This is a genomic window from Rhizobium sp. RHZ01 (assembly GCF_014851595.1).
Classification (GTDB): Bacteria; Pseudomonadota; Alphaproteobacteria; order Rhizobiales; family Rhizobiaceae; genus Rhizobium; species Rhizobium altiplani.
Map to the genome: position 1 here is coordinate 39,745 of NZ_JACUZZ010000021.1, position 16,291 is coordinate 56,035.

Annotated in this window: 18 protein-coding genes and 1 tRNA gene; 10 read left to right on the forward strand and 9 right to left on the reverse strand. The window is 61.9% G+C overall.

All coding sequences use genetic code 11. The features are described from left to right. Positions 1–9 precede the first annotated feature (9 nt). The 3 genes from IB248_RS20795 to IB248_RS20805 form a co-directional block, all read right to left on the reverse strand. Positions 10–3,330, reverse strand: a complete 3,321-nt coding sequence (locus tag IB248_RS20795; RefSeq protein ID WP_192241586.1) for a transglutaminase family protein — start codon at positions 3,328–3,330, stop codon at positions 10–12. 111 nt (positions 3,331–3,441) lie between these two features. Further along, positions 3,442–4,824 carry a sensor histidine kinase gene (locus tag IB248_RS20800; RefSeq protein ID WP_018856607.1) on the reverse strand — a complete coding sequence of 461 codons (1,383 nt, stop codon included), beginning with the start codon at positions 4,822–4,824 and terminating at the stop codon, positions 3,442–3,444. Next, positions 4,821–5,498, reverse strand: a complete 678-nt coding sequence (locus IB248_RS20805; RefSeq protein WP_018856608.1) for a response regulator transcription factor — start codon at positions 5,496–5,498, stop codon at positions 4,821–4,823. Before IB248_RS20805 ends, IB248_RS20800 begins: the two co-directional genes overlap by 4 nt. Before the next feature lie 170 nt (positions 5,499–5,668). On the opposite strand from IB248_RS20805, the gene IB248_RS20810 reads away from it, so the two are divergent. Then, the gene (locus IB248_RS20810) at positions 5,669–6,736 is read left to right on the forward strand and encodes an ABC transporter substrate-binding protein (RefSeq protein WP_192241587.1); all 1,068 of its coding nucleotides are present in this window, start codon (positions 5,669–5,671) and stop codon (positions 6,734–6,736) included. Positions 6,737–6,751: 15 nt separating this feature from the next. Here IB248_RS20810 and IB248_RS20815 read toward each other — a convergent pair whose 3' ends face one another. Continuing rightward, positions 6,752–6,940 carry a hypothetical protein gene (locus tag IB248_RS20815; RefSeq protein ID WP_018856610.1) on the reverse strand — a complete coding sequence of 63 codons (189 nt, stop codon included), beginning with the start codon at positions 6,938–6,940 and terminating at the stop codon, positions 6,752–6,754. A 315-nt stretch (positions 6,941–7,255) separates the two neighbouring features. On the opposite strand from IB248_RS20815, the gene IB248_RS20820 reads away from it, so the two are divergent. The 3 genes from IB248_RS20820 to IB248_RS20830 are packed head-to-tail and all read left to right on the forward strand — an operon-like array spanning position 7,256 to position 10,217. Beyond that, complete coding sequence (locus tag IB248_RS20820; RefSeq protein WP_025658942.1) at positions 7,256–8,200, forward strand: tripartite tricarboxylate transporter substrate binding protein; 945 nt, start codon at positions 7,256–7,258, stop codon at positions 8,198–8,200. After that, the gene (locus IB248_RS20825; RefSeq protein WP_018856612.1) at positions 8,197–8,688 is read left to right on the forward strand and encodes a tripartite tricarboxylate transporter TctB family protein; all 492 of its coding nucleotides are present in this window, start codon (positions 8,197–8,199) and stop codon (positions 8,686–8,688) included. Before IB248_RS20820 ends, IB248_RS20825 begins: the two co-directional genes overlap by 4 nt. Positions 8,689–8,699: 11 nt before the next feature. Further along, positions 8,700–10,217, forward strand: coding sequence for a tripartite tricarboxylate transporter permease (locus IB248_RS20830; RefSeq protein WP_018856613.1), 1,518 nt, complete (start codon positions 8,700–8,702; stop codon positions 10,215–10,217). Positions 10,218–10,392: 175 nt separating this feature from the next. Here IB248_RS20830 and IB248_RS20835 read toward each other — a convergent pair whose 3' ends face one another. Next, positions 10,393–10,992: a GNAT family N-acetyltransferase gene (locus tag IB248_RS20835; protein WP_245267938.1), complete on the reverse strand. Its 600-nt coding sequence runs from the start codon at positions 10,990–10,992 to the stop codon at positions 10,393–10,395. An 86-nt stretch (positions 10,993–11,078) separates the two neighbouring features. On the opposite strand from IB248_RS20835, the gene IB248_RS20840 reads away from it, so the two are divergent. Further along, positions 11,079–11,246 carry a hypothetical protein gene (locus IB248_RS20840; protein ID WP_018856614.1) on the forward strand — a complete coding sequence of 56 codons (168 nt, stop codon included), beginning with the start codon at positions 11,079–11,081 and terminating at the stop codon, positions 11,244–11,246. Between the two features lie 125 nt (positions 11,247–11,371). On the opposite strand, the gene IB248_RS20845 is transcribed toward IB248_RS20840, so the two are convergent. After that, the gene (locus tag IB248_RS20845) at positions 11,372–12,463 is read right to left on the reverse strand and encodes a DUF475 domain-containing protein (protein ID WP_018856615.1); all 1,092 of its coding nucleotides are present in this window, start codon (positions 12,461–12,463) and stop codon (positions 11,372–11,374) included. A gap of 356 nt (positions 12,464–12,819) precedes the next feature. Between IB248_RS20845 and IB248_RS20850 the strand changes: the two genes are divergently transcribed. From IB248_RS20850 to IB248_RS20860, 3 genes are all read left to right on the forward strand, one after another. Next, positions 12,820–13,065, forward strand: a complete 246-nt coding sequence (locus IB248_RS20850; RefSeq protein ID WP_018856616.1) for a hypothetical protein — start codon at positions 12,820–12,822, stop codon at positions 13,063–13,065. A 47-nt stretch (positions 13,066–13,112) separates the two neighbouring features. Further along, positions 13,113–13,298, forward strand: coding sequence for a hypothetical protein (locus IB248_RS20855; protein WP_018856617.1), 186 nt, complete (start codon positions 13,113–13,115; stop codon positions 13,296–13,298). Positions 13,299–13,434: 136 nt separating this feature from the next. Then, positions 13,435–14,133: a hypothetical protein gene (locus IB248_RS20860; protein ID WP_018856618.1), complete on the forward strand. Its 699-nt coding sequence runs from the start codon at positions 13,435–13,437 to the stop codon at positions 14,131–14,133. Between the two features lie 24 nt (positions 14,134–14,157). On the opposite strand, the gene IB248_RS20865 is transcribed toward IB248_RS20860, so the two are convergent. Then, positions 14,158–14,637, reverse strand: coding sequence for a hypothetical protein (locus IB248_RS20865; RefSeq protein WP_018856619.1), 480 nt, complete (start codon positions 14,635–14,637; stop codon positions 14,158–14,160). Between the two features lie 245 nt (positions 14,638–14,882). On the opposite strand from IB248_RS20865, the gene IB248_RS20870 reads away from it, so the two are divergent. Both IB248_RS20870 and IB248_RS20875 read left to right on the forward strand, forming a co-directional pair. After that, entirely contained in the window at positions 14,883–15,104 is a 222-nt protein-coding gene (locus tag IB248_RS20870) for a hypothetical protein (RefSeq protein ID WP_018856620.1), read from the forward strand. A 145-nt stretch (positions 15,105–15,249) separates the two neighbouring features. After that, positions 15,250–15,570 carry a hypothetical protein gene (locus tag IB248_RS20875; RefSeq protein ID WP_018856621.1) on the forward strand — a complete coding sequence of 107 codons (321 nt, stop codon included), beginning with the start codon at positions 15,250–15,252 and terminating at the stop codon, positions 15,568–15,570. 126 nt (positions 15,571–15,696) lie between these two features. Here the strand turns inward: IB248_RS20875 and IB248_RS20880 are convergent. After that, positions 15,697–15,771 (reverse strand) — tRNA-Val (locus IB248_RS20880). An 83-nt stretch (positions 15,772–15,854) separates the two neighbouring features. Continuing rightward, complete coding sequence (cpdR1, locus tag IB248_RS20885) at positions 15,855–16,217, reverse strand: response regulator CpdR1 (RefSeq protein ID WP_007527565.1); 363 nt, start codon at positions 16,215–16,217, stop codon at positions 15,855–15,857. Positions 16,218–16,291 lie beyond the last annotated feature (74 nt).

Sequence of the window (16,291 nt, forward strand, 5' to 3'; positions counted from 1 at the left end):
CCCTAGTGCTTAGATTCCCACCGGTCGTCGAAGATCGAGCGTCAGCGGGAATTCCGGTGAAACTGTCTCGGCACGCGGAATGAATGCGCCTGCCGTATGCCCCCACGGCTCGAATCGCGCCAGCCGTCTCGCTTCCGCTTCGTTACCATTGACCGGGAAGGTCTCATAGTTACGCCCGCCCGGATGGGCAACATGATAGATGCAGCCGCCGATCGAACGCTTCGACCATGTATCATAAATGTCGAAGGTGAGCGGCGTATTGACCGGCAAAACCGGGTGCAATCCCGACGCAGGCTGCCATGCCTTGAAGCGAACGCCAGCGACCGAGACGCCCGCCGTGCCGGTCGAGCTCAACGGAACCGTGCGGCCGTTGCAGGTCACGGTGTAGCGGGAGGCATTGCTGGTTTCCAGCCGGACCTGCAGGCGCTCTACGGAGCTGTCGACATAGCGGACCGTGCCGCCGATCGCGCCCTCCTCGCCCATGACGTGCCAGGGTTCCAGCGCCTGCCGCAGTTCGAGCTTAGAGCCTTCGTATTCGACCTCGCCACAGAAGGGGAAGCGGAATTCAAGCTGTGCCTTGAACCATTCCGGGCTGAGGTCGAAGCCATTCTGCTTGAGGTCGCCGAGCACGTCGAGGAAATCGGCCCAGATGAAGTGCGGCAGCATGAAGCGGTCGTGCAGCGACGTGCTCCAGCGCACGAACTTGCCGTCCGCAGGGTGCTGCCAGAAGCGGGCGATCAACGCGCGGACCAGCAGTTGCTGGGCAAGCGACATACGTGCGTTCGGCGGCATTTCGAAACCGCGGAATTCGACGAGGCCGAGCCGTCCGGTTGGGCCATCCGGCGAAAACAGCTTGTCGATGCAGATCTCGGCGCGGTGCGTGTTGCCAGTGACGTCGGTCAGCAGATTGCGGAACAGCCTGTCCACCAGCCAAGGGAGGGGTTGCGCGCCGCGACCCGGCGCGGGGACCTGGGCGAGCGCGATTTCCAGTTCGTAGAGGCTGTCGTGACGGGCTTCGTCGATGCGCGGCGCCTGGCTGGTCGGGCCGATGAACATGCCCGAGAACATGTAGGAGAGCGAGGGATGGCGCTGCCAGTGCAGTACCAGGCTCTTCAACAGGTCAGGGCGGCGCAGGAAGGGGCTGTCGCCCGGATTGGCGCCACCAACGACCACATGGTTGCCCCCGCCGGTACCGGTGTGGCGCCCGTCGATCATGAACTTGTCGGTGCCGAGGCGGCTTTGGCGGGCTTCCTCGTAGATCGTCATCGTAATGTCGACGCAATCCTGCCAGTTGGAAGCGGGATGGATATTGACCTCAATGACGCCGGGATCGGGGGCGACGCGGATGACATTGATGCGCTCGTCCTGCGGCGGCGAATAGCCTTCGATATGGACGGGCAGGCCGAGTTCGGTCGCTGCATTCTCCGCGGCGGCGATCAGTTCGAGATAGTCCTCGATGCGCTCGACCGGCGGCATGAAGACGCAGAGCCTTCCGTCGCGCGGTTCGACCGAGATTGCGGTGCGCACGACGCCGCCGATCTCGCCGACGGTTTGCTCAACGCGGTTCTGGCTGCTGTCGTCGCTGTGGCGGGAGGCTTCCGGCATGGCGCGGCCGGATGGCACGAAGACTTCGGGCAGCGGATTGCGCGGAATCGACGGGTCGGCGGGGTGGATATAGGGGAAACGCGCCGGCGGCACATAGGGCAGGGTGCCGAGGGGCAGGCGATAGCCGACGGGGCTGTCGCCGGGAACGAGGAAGATCTTGCCGCGGCGGGTCTTCCATTTTTCGCTGACCCAGCGCGTGCTAGAGGCGCGCGCGTTCCAGGCCTGCACCGGCAGGATGTAGCCGGTCGGTACGGTCAGGCCGCGTTCGAAGACGCGGGCGATGCGGCTACGCTCTTCCGGGTCCTTCAGCTTGGAATTGGATGGGTCGACGTTTTCGGGCAGGCTGCCTTCCTTCATGATCCATTCGGCTGGATCCTCGTAGGCGGGCAGCACCATGTCGGTCTCGATCGCCAGTTCCCTGGCGATGGCATTCAAAAGGTTGGCGGCGTCATCTGCCTTTGCACCGGTGTCCTTGCCCTCGCCGGCGATGAGCTCCGGGTTCTGCCAGATCGGCTTGCCGTCCTTGCGCCAGTAGAGTGAGAAGGTCCAGCGCGGCAGGCTTTCGCCCGGATACCACTTGCCCTGACCGTAATGCAGGAAGCCGCCGGGAGCGAAGCGCTCGCGCAGTTTGCGGATGAGGACATCCGCCTTCTCGCGCTTGGTCGGGCCGACGGCGGCAGTGTTCCACTCCTCGGATTCGAAGTCGTCGATGGAAACGAAGGTCGGCTCGCCGCCCATGGTCAGGCGGACATCCCCGGCCTGCAGGATGCTATCGACCTTGGCACCGAGCTCGTTGAGCTCCTTCCAACTTTCGTCGGAGAAAGGCTTGGTGATGCGCGGGTGCTCCGCTACCCGCGAGACCTTCATCTCGAAGGCGAATTCGGTGTTGGCCTCGCCGTAAAGCGCGCCTGATATCGGCGCGGCATTTCGGTAGTGCGGGGTGGCGGCGAGCGGTATGTGGCTTTCGCCGGTGAGCAGGCCAGACGTGGGGTCGAGGCCGACCCAGCCGGCGCCGGGGAGATAGACCTCGCACCAGGCGTGCAGGTCGGTGAAATCGACCTCGGTGCCGGAGGGCCCGTCGAGCGCCTTCAGGTCGGGGGTGAGCTGGATGAGATAGCCGGAGACGAAGCGGGCGGCGAAGCCGAGATTGCGCAGGATCTCGACCAGCAGCCAGCTCGAGTCGCGGCAGGAGCCAAGCGCCAGCTTCAGCGTTTCCTCCGGCGTCTGGACGCCGGGCTCCATGCGGATGACGTATTCGACGTCGTTCTTCAGCCGCGCATTCAACCCTACGATGAAGTCGGTGGTCCGCATGGGAGTGCGGTCGATGCCGGCGAGATAGGCAGCCAGCGCCGGCTCCACCGGCTGCGGTTGCATGTAGATCTTCAGGTCGTCCCTGATCTCCTCGGGATAGGAGAAGGGCCACATCTCGGCGCTCTCCTCGATGAAGAAATCGAAGGGGTTATAGACCGTCATGTCGGCGACGAGGTCGACCTCGATCTTGAACTCCGTCACCGGGTCAGGGAAGACGTAGCGGGCCAGATAATTGCCGTAGGGATCCTGCTGCAGGTTCACGAAATGGTTCGACGGCGAAACCTTCAGCGAATGGCTGATCACCCGCGTCTTGGAATGCGACGCTGGCTTGAGGCGTATGATCTGAGGTCCGAGGCGGACCGGCTTGTCGTATTTGTAATGCGTCAGGTGATAGATGCTGGCTTTGATCGACATGGACGGCCTTATCCGCTGCCGTATCGTTGTACGGCATTTGCTGTTCCCGAAGGGTAGTGTGTGCAATGCAGCGAAAGAATGCAAGGCGGTAAGGCCGAGCCGGCTAAGCCTTTACGTCGCCTTCGCAAACGTCACGGAGGCCGTGAGACCCCTGCCATGTGCGCCGGGCTCCAGCGTCAGCGATGCGTTGAAGAGGCCGGCGATTTCCTCGACGATCGGCAGGCCAAGCCCGGCGCCCGGCGCGCCGGAGTTGCTGCCGCGCGAGAAGCGCTGCCGGACGGCCGCGAGCGTCTCTGCGGGAATGCCGGGGCCGTTGTCCTCGACTTCGAGGCGGACGGCATCGTCGGTCTCGGATATCCGAACGGTCACCTCAGCGCCCTTGCCGGCATAGGCGATGGCGTTTCCGGCAAGGTTGCGCAAGAGTTCGCCGATCAGCAGCGGCTCGGCACGGACGAGGGCAGGGCGGTCGCCTTCGAAGCCGAGGTCGATGCCGGCCTCGGCGGCGGTCGGGATAAGTTCTCCGGTGATGTCCTGGGCAATGGCTGTCAGGTCGATCGACGATGCGGTCAGCGCCTCCTTCGCCGTTGCAGCGTCGATTTTCGCCATCAGCAGTAATTGCGCGAGGATGCGTTCGGCATGGGCGACGGCCTGATCGCCTTTCAGGGCGGAGCCCTGCGCTTCGGCCAATGTGCTCGCGCGAGCGGAGAGGGCGAGCTGCGTGCGGATGATCGCAAGCGGCGTGCGCAGCTGGTGGCTGGCGTTGCCGGTGAAGTTACGAAGTGCATCGAGCGCCGATTGCAAGCGGACCATGAAGCCGTTGACGGTATCGACGAGCGGCTGGACCTCGCTTGGTACTGCCTGTTCGATCGGGTGCAGGTCGTCGGGACTGCGTTCGCCGATCGCATCGCGCAGCTTGTACAGCGGACGGAGCGCGACCGTGACCGAGATCCAGACGATGACGGCGGCGCCGGCGATCATAAGGGAGAGACGCAGCGCCGAGCGGAAGAGGATGGCGCGGGCGAGCTGACGGCGGGCGATCGTGGTTTCGGCAACGGTCACGGCGAAGGGGACGGAGCGAATGCCTGTTGAGGCTGACCGCTTGAGGGTTGCGACACGGATCGGTTCGCCGCGGAAGGTATCATCGGCAAAGCCTGCCGTGTCGCCTACGGTTTCGGCGAGGACCGGAAGCGCCTGATAGCCGGTGATGAATTTTCCGGGCGGTCCGTCGACGCGATAGAAGACACGGTCCTGCGCGGCCGATGTCAGCATCTCAAGGGCCACATAGGGGATGTCGACCTCGAGAGTGCCGTCTTCCGCCACGACCACGCGTTCGGCGATGGCGAGTGCCGAGCCGGCCAGCACGCGGTCCGAAACGATGTTGGAGGTCTGCACCGCTTCGCGATAAGTGTCCGCGAGCGCGACCATGCCGATGATGGCGGTCGAGATCAGCAGCCAGAACAGGAGCCTTCGTCGGAGCGAATAGGCCGTTGTCATGAGGCCTCTGGCAGTTTGTCGAGATAGTAGCCAATGCCGCGCGCAGTCCTCACCGTCAGCCCATAGGGCGACAGGCGCTTCCTGAGGCGGCTGACATATTGCTCGATGGCATTGGCCGAGATGTCGTCGTCGAAGGCGGTCAGCGACTGAATGATCGCTTCCTTGGCGACAACCTTGCCGGCGCGCATGAAGAGGATTTCCAGCAGGCCGAGTTCGCGGGCGGGAATGTCGAGCGGCGTCGAGCCGGCGGAGAAGGCGCGTGAATTTAGATCGAGTGAAAGGCCGCCGAAACTGACAGTCGCCGAATGCAGACCCGCCTGGCGGCGCAGGAGCACGCGGACGCGGGCCTCGAATTCGGAGATATCAAAGGGCTTGATAAGGTAGTCGTCGGCACCAAGATCGAGACCCTTGACGCGCTCTTCCGGCGTGCCGCGCGCCGTCAGGATCAGCACTGCCGACTGGTTCTGTCTGGCGCGCATGGCGCGCAGCACCTCGAGGCCATCCATTTCCGGCAGGTTCAGGTCGAGCACGACGAGATCGAAATTCTCGGCCGCCGTGACAGCGTTGGCGGAGGCACCATCATGCACGACGTCGACGGCATGGCCGGTGCCTCGCAGGATGGCCGAAAGCCCGTCGGCCAGCGCGATATTGTCCTCCACCAATAGAATGCGCACGGATGTTCCCTTGATTTTTGAAGAGGATACAGGGTGGCGGCGAAGATGTCATAGCCATTTTTTGTGTCTGGTGAGTGTGCTGCTGCTGCGGTCGTACCAGCCGCCTTCGGGGCGCTGCGGGTGGATGCGGCTCGCTTGCCGGATCCCGGTTGCTGGTGCATTGTCCTCTCATGAGGAGACTTTCTTTACTTGCGTGCCTGTTGCTCTGTCCCGGCTTAGCCACTGCGGACGAGGTGTTCTACCCGGCGCGTTCCGGCAATGCCGAGGCCCCGACGCTGGTTGTCTATTCATCGCTCGACGAGCCACTGGCGCAGCCGATGATCCATGGGTTCCAGGAAGCCAATCTGGACGTGGCGGTCAGGTACGAGGATATGCTGACCGGGGAAATTTATGACCGCATCGTGCGGGAGACGGATGCCGGCCAACGCACTGCGGACTTCGCCTTCTCCTCGGCCATGGATCTGCAGGTCAAGCTCTCCAACGACGGCTATGCGCAGGTGAGCAACCTGCCGATGAGCGCGCGCTGGCCGAAATGGGCCAACTGGCGCAATACCGCCTACGCGCTGACCTTCGAGCCGGCGGTGTTCGTCTACCACAAGCCGAGCTTCGCGACGGAGCCGCCGCCGAGTTCGCGGGCGGAATTCGTCGATTACCTCAAGCGCAAGGGTGACGCGATCCATGGGCGGATCGGCACCTATGATATCGAGCGCTCCGGCGTCGGCTTCCTGTTCATGGCACGCGACCAGGAACAGTTCGGTGACATATGGTCCGTTATCGGCGCCATGGGGGCGGCCGGCGTCAAATTATACTCCACCAGTTCGGCCATCCTGGAGCGCGTATCGGACGGCCGCTTCGTGCTCGGCTACAACATCCTCGGGTCCTACGCCGCCGATTGGGCCAAGCGTCATCCCGATGTCGGGATCGTGCTGCCGAAAGACTATACGGTCGTGATGTCGCGCATCGGCCTGGTGCCGCAGGCGGCGGGCGAACCGGAACTCGGACGGCGCTATCTATCCTTCTTCATGTCGAAGGAGGGCCAGACGATCATGGCGCGGGAGTTGCAGATTCCCGCTGTCAGCCCGGAGGTCGCCGGCGAGAATACCGCCAACACGATGCAGGAGCTCTTGGGCGCGCAGTTGCGGCCGGTGCCTGTCAGCCCGGGCTTGATGGTTTATCTGGACCAGGTGAAGCGCGCGCGATTGATCGCGCACTGGAACGAAGTTCTGCGGACGCAGTAAAATCGCCGTGGATGATTAGCGGAAGATGCAGGGCCGCTGGGCGTTGGCCAGCAGTTCCTGCTTCGTCGCGTATGACCCAAAGAGCGAGCGAAGACGTTTCTCCTCCTGCTCGTCCAACCGGTGCCGGCGTGCAAAATCGTGCACACTCCACACCTGGCGTAAGCCCTCATTTTCGATCTGCTTGTTATCGATGTGAGAACTCATGGGGCAATCCTCCTGAGCGCCATAACGCACAAACCGCCTCCAGGTTCCACGGATGGTGGCATTTTGCGTCTGTTTTCGCCCAGGGTAATTGCGGCAAAAAAGTGTCATCGCGGGGTGGATAGTTGATCGATGTCAGCTAAATGACAGCTTGTTGTGGTCCGCTTTGCAGAACTTCAGCTCCGTGGAGGCGGAGAGGTGAAGTTTCGGGAGGAGCTTGCCAGCCATATCGGACCTTGGAGTCCGTCTGCGGTGTCCTTCCCGATTCCATCGAGAACAACGCGCGGTTTCTCAGCCGCGCCCACGGAGGACACACTCGTGAAGCATACTCTTCTTGCAACCATTTTCGCGGCTGCGGTCGCCCTGCCGGCCTATGCGGCGGACTACACCATCATGGCGCCGGCCGCTCCCGGCGGTGGCTGGGACCAGACGGCCCGCTCGCTGCAGACCGTGATGCAGAAGGAAGGCATCTCAGGCAACGTTCAGGTACAAAACGTTCCGGGCGCCGGCGGCACCATCGGTCTCGCGCAGTTCACCGGCCAGAACAACGGCAACCCGAACGCACTGATCGTCGGCGGCTATGTCATGGTCGGCGCTATCCTGACCAACAAGTCGCCGGTCACGCTGAAGGACGTCACGCCGATTGCCCGCCTTACCGGCGAGTATGAGGCGATCGTTGTCCCGGCTGCGTCCGACATCAAGACGATGGCCGATCTCGTTGCCAAGCTGAAGCAGGATCCGGGTTCGGTTTCCTGGGGTGGCGGCTCGGCAGGCGGTACCGACCACATCGCGGTCGGACTGATTGCCAAGGCTGCCGGCGTCGATCCGACGAAGATCAACTACGTCGCCTTCTCCGGCGGCGGTGAAGCGCTGGCCGCTATCCTCGGCGGACAGGTGACCGCGGGCATTTCCGGCTACGGCGAATTCGAATCGCAGGTGAAGGCTGGTCAGCTCCGGCTCCTGGCTGTCTCCAGCGACAAGCGCATCGAGGGTGTCGACGCGCCGACGCTGAAGGAATCGGGCCTCGATGTCGCTGTCGAGAACTGGCGCATGGTTGCCGCCGCCCCTGGTCTTTCGGCCGAGCAGACGGCTGCAATCACCGCTGATTTCGATAAGCTCTCGAAGTCCGCCGGTTGGCAGGAAATCCTGAAGAGCAAGGGCTGGGCTGATACCTACCTCGCCGGCGACGCCTTCAAGGCGCAGCTCGACAAGGACGTTTCGGCTACCGAAGGCATCCTTAAAGAGATCGGACTTGTTCAATGAGCAGGGGTAACGAACCCTTGGCAACGAAGCGCCGCCCTGACTGGGCGGCGCTGGTCATTGCCATCTGTCTTTTCGTCGTCGCTGCCGTCATGCTTTGGGATGCCTCGCATATGCGCGCCATCGCTCAGTATGACCGCATCGGTCCGGCAACTGCGCCCAAGGTGGTCGCCTTCGGCCTGATCGGCCTCGGCATCTGGACCATCTTCGAAGCCTGGCGTGGCGAGTTTCCCGAGCGCGAGCATCAGGAAATCGCGCCTGTAGTTTGGGTCGTCGCCGGCCTTGCCGCGCAGATGCTGCTTCTCAAGACGGCAGGCTTTTCGATCGCAACCGGCCTTCTCTTTGCCTTTACGGCTGCCGGCTTCGGACGCCGCAAGCTCTGGATCTCGATCCCTGCGGGCATCGCTTTCAGCTTCGTCGTCTGGGTGATCTTCGCAAAGCTCTTGCAGTTGACCCTGCCGGCCGGGCCGTTCGAACACATCTTCTTCTAGGATTGGATGCGATGAGCACCTTCGAATTCCTCTTCCAGGGCATCCTGGTCGCCATGCAGCCGATGAACCTGCTCTATGCGCTCGTCGGCGTGACGCTCGGCACCGCGGTCGGCGTGCTGCCGGGGATTGGCCCGGCCCTGACCGTCGCCCTTCTTCTTCCTGTTACCTACAAGCTCGATCCGGCTGGCTCGCTGATCATGTTTGCCGGCATCTATTATGGCGGCATGTATGGCGGCTCGACGACGTCGATTCTTCTCAATACGCCTGGCGAAAGCGCCTCGATCGTTACGGCCCTTGAGGGCAACAAGATGGCCCGCGCGGGCCGCGGCGGGCCGGCGCTCGCGACAGCGGCGATTGGTTCGTTTGTCGCCGGCCTGATCGCGACGCTCGGCCTTGCCTTCATCGCTCCCTACATCGTCAAGCTGGCCCTGATTTTCGGGCCGCGTGAATATTTTGCGCTGATGGTACTCGCCTTCGTGACCGTCTCGTCGGCCTTCGGGGATTCGGCGCTGCGCGGGCTTACATCGCTGTTCATCGGCTTTGCCCTTGCCATGGTCGGCATCGACCAGCAGACGGGACAGGCGCGTCTTTCCTTCGGCGTCCCCGATCTGCTCGATGGCGTCGAGGTGACGACGCTTGCGGTCGCGATGTTTGCGATCGGCGAGACACTCTATATCGCCGCCCAGGGCAACAGCATCGAGGAGAAGGTCGAGGCGGTCAAAGGCTCGCTGTGGATGACGGCGCAGGACTGGGGCCGCTCCTGGAAGGCGTGGCTGCGCGGCACGCTGATTGGCTTCCCGATCGGCGCGATGCCTGCCGGCGGTGCCGAGATCGGGACCTTCCTTTCCTATGCCACGGAAAAGCGCTTGGCGAAGAACCCCGAGGAGTTCGGTCACGGCGCGATCGAAGGCGTGGCTGGTCCGGAGGCCGCGAACAATGCGTCGGCGGCAGGGACCCTGGTGCCGCTGTTGACGCTCGGCCTGCCGACGACGGCGACGGCCGCGATCATGCTCGCCGGCTTCCAGCAATACGGCCTGCAGCCCGGCCCGCTGCTGTTTGCGAACAACCCGCAGATCGTCTGGGGCCTGATCGCCAGCCTGCTGATCGCCAACGCGATGCTGCTTGTGCTCAACCTCCCGCTGATCGGCCTCTGGGTGCGCCTGCTGACGATCCCGAAGCCGTGGCTTTATGCCGGCATCCTGCTGTTTGCGACACTCGGCACGATCGGCGCCAACCCGTCGGTCTTCGAACTGGGCATGCTGCTCGCCTTCGGCATCCTCGGCTACATCATGCGGCTCTTCGGCTATCCGATCGCGCCTGCTGTTGTCGGCCTCATCCTTGGCCCGCTGGCCGAGCAACAGTTGCGCCGCGCGCTTGCGATCAGTCAGGGCGACGTGACGACTCTGGTGATGTCGCCGATTGCGGCCGGCCTGCTCATCGTTGCTGCGGCCGCCTTCATCATCCCGCTGATCCTGCGCCTGCGTGGACGCGGCGAGGTTCTGTCGCAGCTTGCGGCGAACGAGGACTAAAGAAAAAGACTGCCCGAACCCCACAACTGCGGCCGGCGATGGAAACATCGCCGGCCTTTTCGTCTGGTGACGATAAGGTGTTATTGGTGGTTGCTGCGGACGGCACGGGTGCTTCTGCGGCGCATCCAATGCGGAGTTTCTGCTGTTCGGCAGTCACGTGTGCTGGCCGCGCCGTTCAGCTGTTAGGCCGCTCGGCCAACTTCATTTCCATCACCAGGTCGCTCTGCAAATCCTGACCGACCGCGAAGATCGTATTGCCCGTCACGACAAAGCCGGCCCTCTCATAAAACGCAATGGCTCGTGCGTTTCGCTGGTAGACGGTCAGCTCCAGGCGAGTTGCGCCACGTTGATGCGCGTCGTGCAGCACCGTTTTGAGGAGGGCCATAGCCAATCCGCGTCCCCTCCAATCGGTGTGGACATAAATTCGATTGAGGAAGGCCGATCGTCTGTCGACTGTATCCAGCATGAGGTGAGCATATCCGATGACGCGATTATCAAGCATGGCGAGGAAAACAGCGGCTGAGGGGTCGCCAATCTCCGCATTCTGCTGTTCGGCGCTGAAATTCGCCTGGATGTAGGACTCAAGATCCGATGCGGGCGTGTCGCTGCGGTAGGTCGCCCGAAACTGCTGGCCGCAAATTCGCAAAGCGCTTCGGCGTCCGATGGGCGCGCGCGTCTGATTGTGAACGAGCCTGTCAATTTGATGCCTCCATTCATTTTGTCGCGTGTTCTCAACCACATGGCGCGTTTTGCGCTCGATCGCTTGTTCTTGCATGGCAGGGCTGAATTTCTGTCGCTTGTGAAGACGCGCTTCCGTTCACATGTATGAGTGGTCAATCATAAAGCAAAGCGAGAGAGAAAATGTCCTTCCGTAAGTCCATTCGCGATGGTTTCCTTGGTCGCGCCTTTGCGATGATCGGTGCTGCGAATGCTGTGAGCGCCACCATCGAAGCTGGCCGCCGCCCGAAGGCGCGCGATCTGCGCGAACTCGGCATCGACCCGAGCATGTTCGGCAGAATCAACCACTAGCTTATCTGCGCCTTAGGCGCGGCTGGCGGTCTCTGATCGCCGGATACGAAACAGCCCGCAACCGGATGGTCGCGGGCTTTATTTTTGTTCTGATGAAGCCGCATCGGTGAATGCGGCTTGCAAGCTCAGGCGTGCAGTTCCTTATGCGCCTCAGCGCGCTCTTCCGCCTGTTCCTTCTTGTTGTGGCGGATGGAAGACCAGAGTGAGATGCCGATCAGGGCGGCACCACCAAGGCCGGTAATGACCTCGGGAATATGGTACATCGTCTGCACATACATGATCACCGAGAGGATCAGGATTGCGTAGAAGGCGCCGTGCTCGAGATAGCGGTACTCCGCGAGCGTGCCCTTTTCGACGAGCATGATTGTCATCGAACGCACATACATGGCGCCGATGCCGAGGCCAATCGCAATAACGAAGAGGTTCTGCGTCAGCGCGAAGGCGCCGATGACGCCGTCGAAGGAGAAGCTGGCGTCGAGCACTTCGAGATAGATGAAGGCACCGAGACCGCCTTTGGCGGCGGCGCTCATCGTCTGCTGCGACGCATCGAGCAGGCCGCCGATCACCTCGACCGCCAGGAAGGTCAGAAGACCATAGATGGCGCAATGCACGAAGGTTGTGGCCTCTTCTTCTCCGAGGAACGACGAGAACACCAGGACCAGCGCCAGCACGAAGGCAATCTCGATGCCCTTGATCGTGGCCGAGCGGGCCATGAGCTTTTCAAGCCCTGATATCCAGTGGACGTCCTTCTCATGATTGAAGAAGTAGTTGAGACCAACCATCATCAGGAAGGTGCCGCCGAAGGCTGCGATCGGCAGGTGTGCGTCGTTCATGATGCGGGCGTATTCCGCAGGGTCGCGGGCAGCGAGCACCAGAGCTTCCCACGGGCCGATTTGGGCGGCGATCGCGACGATTGCGAGCGGGAAGACGATACGCATGCCGAAGACGGCGATGACGATGCCCCAGGTGAGGAAGCGATGCTGCCAGACCGGTGTCATCTCCTTGAGCTTGTTGGCATTGACGATGGCGTTGTCGAAGGAGAGCGAAATCTCCAGCACGGCGAGCACCGTGCAGATGAAGAAGACGGTCGCCATGCCGCCGATCGTGCCCGTCGTCTGCCAGCCGAGGGCTGCGCCCAGGACGAGGCCGAGGAAGGTGACGATGAAGGCCCAGCGGAAATAGCTGAGCGTCGATTTTTGCGGGGAACCGTTGGTCATGGCCGCACCTCGCAGCCACGAAGGTTGTCGAACAAGGATGTGCGGGAAAAAAGCGACATACCACAAAGGGCATGCGCGTGAGGCATGGTGAGCTTTTTCATCAATGAAAAATCCGCCGGCTTAAGCTGCAGGCGGTACCGACATCACGAGAGCGCCGTAAAAACTCTCGCCAGAGGGGCCCGGCACCAGGTTGACCCGTCGGCCGATGTCCGAGGCCTCGGGATAAGTCGAAGGTAGTGAACTTGCCACGCCAGTCAAGGCGGCGCGATGCGGTTTGTTCTTTTCCTCGGAACTATTCGGCGCCGAGGTCGTTAGTCCTTCGTTCACCAGTGGCATGCGCAATAAAAAGGAGGCCGATGATGCACCCCTCGACCCACACTCCCGACACGCGCACGGAAAAATCGGACCGCATGAAGCGTGCGCGCCCCAACCGAATGCAAAAGGCACAAGTGCTGCCGCCGCATCACGTCGACCTGACGCTGCCGCATGGCGTTTTCGATGACGTCCATATCCCCGCTCACTGCACCGGCGGCGATCTTTCGAAAGGCGGGCCGAAGCCTGCTGCCGAGGAGGATTCCACGATCGCAAGGCCGATCCGCTGACCTATCGACGCCTGCTGCCCTGTATTATCGACAACCGGTGAGGAAAGATGAAGACGACTTTGGTGCCGCACGACATTTGCCTGAAGCACGAGATCGAATGGCAGGCGCTTCGCGCGGCCGCTGATATCCAGATCGATCTGGAAAGAATCGAGATCACGAATTCACTGAGGTCTCGTTGGAGCCCGCCGACGCACTCAAGGCCGGACTCCACGTTCCCGGGCGCCCGGCTCTAGATATCTTGTACTTTTGCGACTGCGCGCCCGTTCGCAGGAGCGTTGGATCATCACGTCTGTACCAAAATGACGTGGTCGCCAACCTTTCGGAAAGGATTGCCCGGCGATAATCCGTGTGTTCACGGGAATCGGATAGATGGCAAAGACTGCGACACGCCGCCGCAAATCATCGGCACGATCGAAGGCAAGGGGAGGCGGAAGCGCTCTCCCCTGGACAATCATCGGCGTCATCGCCGTTGGGGGCATTGCGACTTACGACAATTGGAAGAGCGTGAAGCCGATGCTGGCCACGCATGCGCCAGCCTCGATCGTCTCTCGGGCAGCGCCGGTCGCGCGAAGCGAACCTGCACGCGATCCGAGCCCGAGGCAGACCGCTTCAATCGCGCCAGTGTCCCGCATGGTGCCGCCTGCAGCCGTGCCCATTCCGGCCAAGGCACCTGTCGTCCTTGAAAAAGCGGTGCCGGTTTCCCTCTCCCCTGCGCAGGCGCAGACCGGCAAGGCCGCCTTCGGCTATTGCGGCCAGGGCGAGCACATCAACTGCGTCGCCGATGGAGGCACGTTCTGGTACAAGGGCGAGAAGATCGCCATTGCCGACGTCGTGAGCCCCGGCATTGAGACGGCCCGTTGCGACAACGAGAAGCGGCTAGGCTTCGCCGCGAAGCTGCGGCTCCTGAATATCCTGAACTCCGGATCCTTCGCGATGAACCCGGCAGGGCAGCCTGGCAAGGGCGGCGTCCCGCATGTCGTGTCTCGCGATGGTCGGTCGATCGGCGCGCAGATGATCAACGAGGGATTGGCCCGCAAACCCGGCGCAAATGGCGCGTGGTGCGCCTGAGGCGAGCCCGCGGCGTATGCCGGCCTACTTCTGCTTCGGCGCCTTGCCGTTGGTGCGAAAGCTGCCGGTAAAGGCGGTGTCCTTGCTCTCGGCCGAGCATTCGATGGCGACCGGCTTGCCGCCGTAGGGGTTACCCATCGTGCAGGTGCCGGCAACTTTGACCTGACCTGTCATCTTCTGGCCGACGCCCGTGACCACCAGGTTGAGCGGCATTCGGGCATTGCCGTTGGCAGCAGGCTTGATGGCCGTGCCGTCACCCTGGAAGCCCAGCATCTTGCCGCCCGAGGTGAAGATGAAGGTGACCTGTCCATTTACGAGCGTCACGCTCGCGAGTTCGCCTTCGCAGCCCTTCGTCGCGTCGACCTTGCCGACGACGAGCTTGGCGCATTTGCCGGTGAGCGTCAGTGCCCCCGGAGCGCCGGGGAAGTTCTGCGGGGCTGCGTCCGCTGCGGTTGTCAGTGTTGCGGCGAGCAGCGAAGCGGCGGCCAAAGTTGCCAGTCTCATCTCTATACCTCGTAGTGCTTATGTCGGCGGTGCAGTATGTCGGCAGCGGCTTGCCATTCTTCTGTGTTCGAAATTGGTCGATAGGCTTGGCCTGTGGACTTGGCAATCGACTGCCTTCCTGCGCGGTCGTTGGTCCGGACATGAGAGCATGCGATGAAATGCCGCTTCGTCAAATTCATCGGGCGCGATAGCTACGCTTTGGTCTGGCAGCGAGACTGCCGGCCGATTCAAGATGGAGGAATGCGATGATCAGGAAAATCGCTCTGAGCGTAACTATCCTGGCCTTCGGCGTCGCACCGGCGCTGGCCGCAAGCAGCCACTACTACGTAGAACATTCTCCGAACAACAGTAAATGCAGCGTCGTGTCGAAGCGTCCTGATGGCAAGACCGCCATGGCTATCGGCGGCGCGCACAAGACGAGGGCGCTTGCCGAGGCGGCAATGAAGTCCGCGTCTGCCTGCATGTAGCATGGGCTGCTGTTGTGCACGAAAGCCGAACGAAGCGCCCGCCCCTTGGCGGGCGTTCCGCATTGGCAAGGAATGGAGCGCCGTTTTGTTGCTTCGCCGAAAACGAGTATATTCAAGCTTCGATCACACTTACGGGCAGGGCGAGATGGGCACGCCATTCAATAAGGCTTTCGGTGCGGGGGTCTTGGCCGCTGCGTTGATGCTTCCGTCCGCGGCATGGTCTGCCGGAGCACTGAACGTCGATGCCCGCGCTTACACGTGCAGCCAGATTTCCCAGATCATCCGCCAGAACAAGAAGGTTTTCGTCCGTTCCGGTTTCGGCGGCAGCAGCTTTCGCTATCCGCCCGCCAAATGCGGCTTGGGCTACGCGCGCACCACCGCGAATTTCCGGGATAAGACCGGCAAGCAATGCGCGCTCGACTACGCCTGCACTTACGACAGTGGGTCCTTTTACAATAACCCGTAGGTGCCGACGCAAAGGCGAAGACGGCCATCCGTCTCTTGCCGCGCGTCGGCTGCGTGCAATCAATGTTTGGGCTGGCCCAGAAACGAAAAAGGCTTAGCGGTTTCCCGCTAAGCCTTTGAATTCGAATGGTGGGCGTGACAAGGATCGAACTTGTGACCCCTACGATGTCAACGTAGTGCTCTCCCGCTGAGCTACACGCCCATCCGATGGCGGCGCATAGACCACAAACCCTTTTTGCCGTCAATAGGCTTTTTTCGGTTTTGTGACATGCTTTGCCGGAAGCCTTATGCGGCAAGCATTTTATTCACTTCCTCGACGAGGTCACGCAGGTGGAAAGGCTTGGAAAGAACCTTCGCGTCCTTCGGTGCCTTCGAATCAGGGTTGAGGGCGACGGCTGCGAATCCGGTGATGAACATCACTTTCAGGTCCGGATCGAGTTCGGTGGCGCGGCGCGCCAGTTCGATTCCGTCCATTTCGGGCATGACTATATCGGTCAGGAGCAGCGAGAAGGGTTCTTCACGAAGCCTGTCATAGGCGCTGGCGCCGTTGTCGTAGGAGAGGACCTTGTAGCCTGCCTTTTCAAGCGCCTTCACAAGGAACCGGCGCATGTCATTGTCGTCTTCTGCAAGAAGTATCTTCTGAGTCATTATCCAGACCGCTAATCAATAATTTATGCGTTGGGCTCCAGCCATTTACACTAGAGTTCGCCCAGTAAACAACC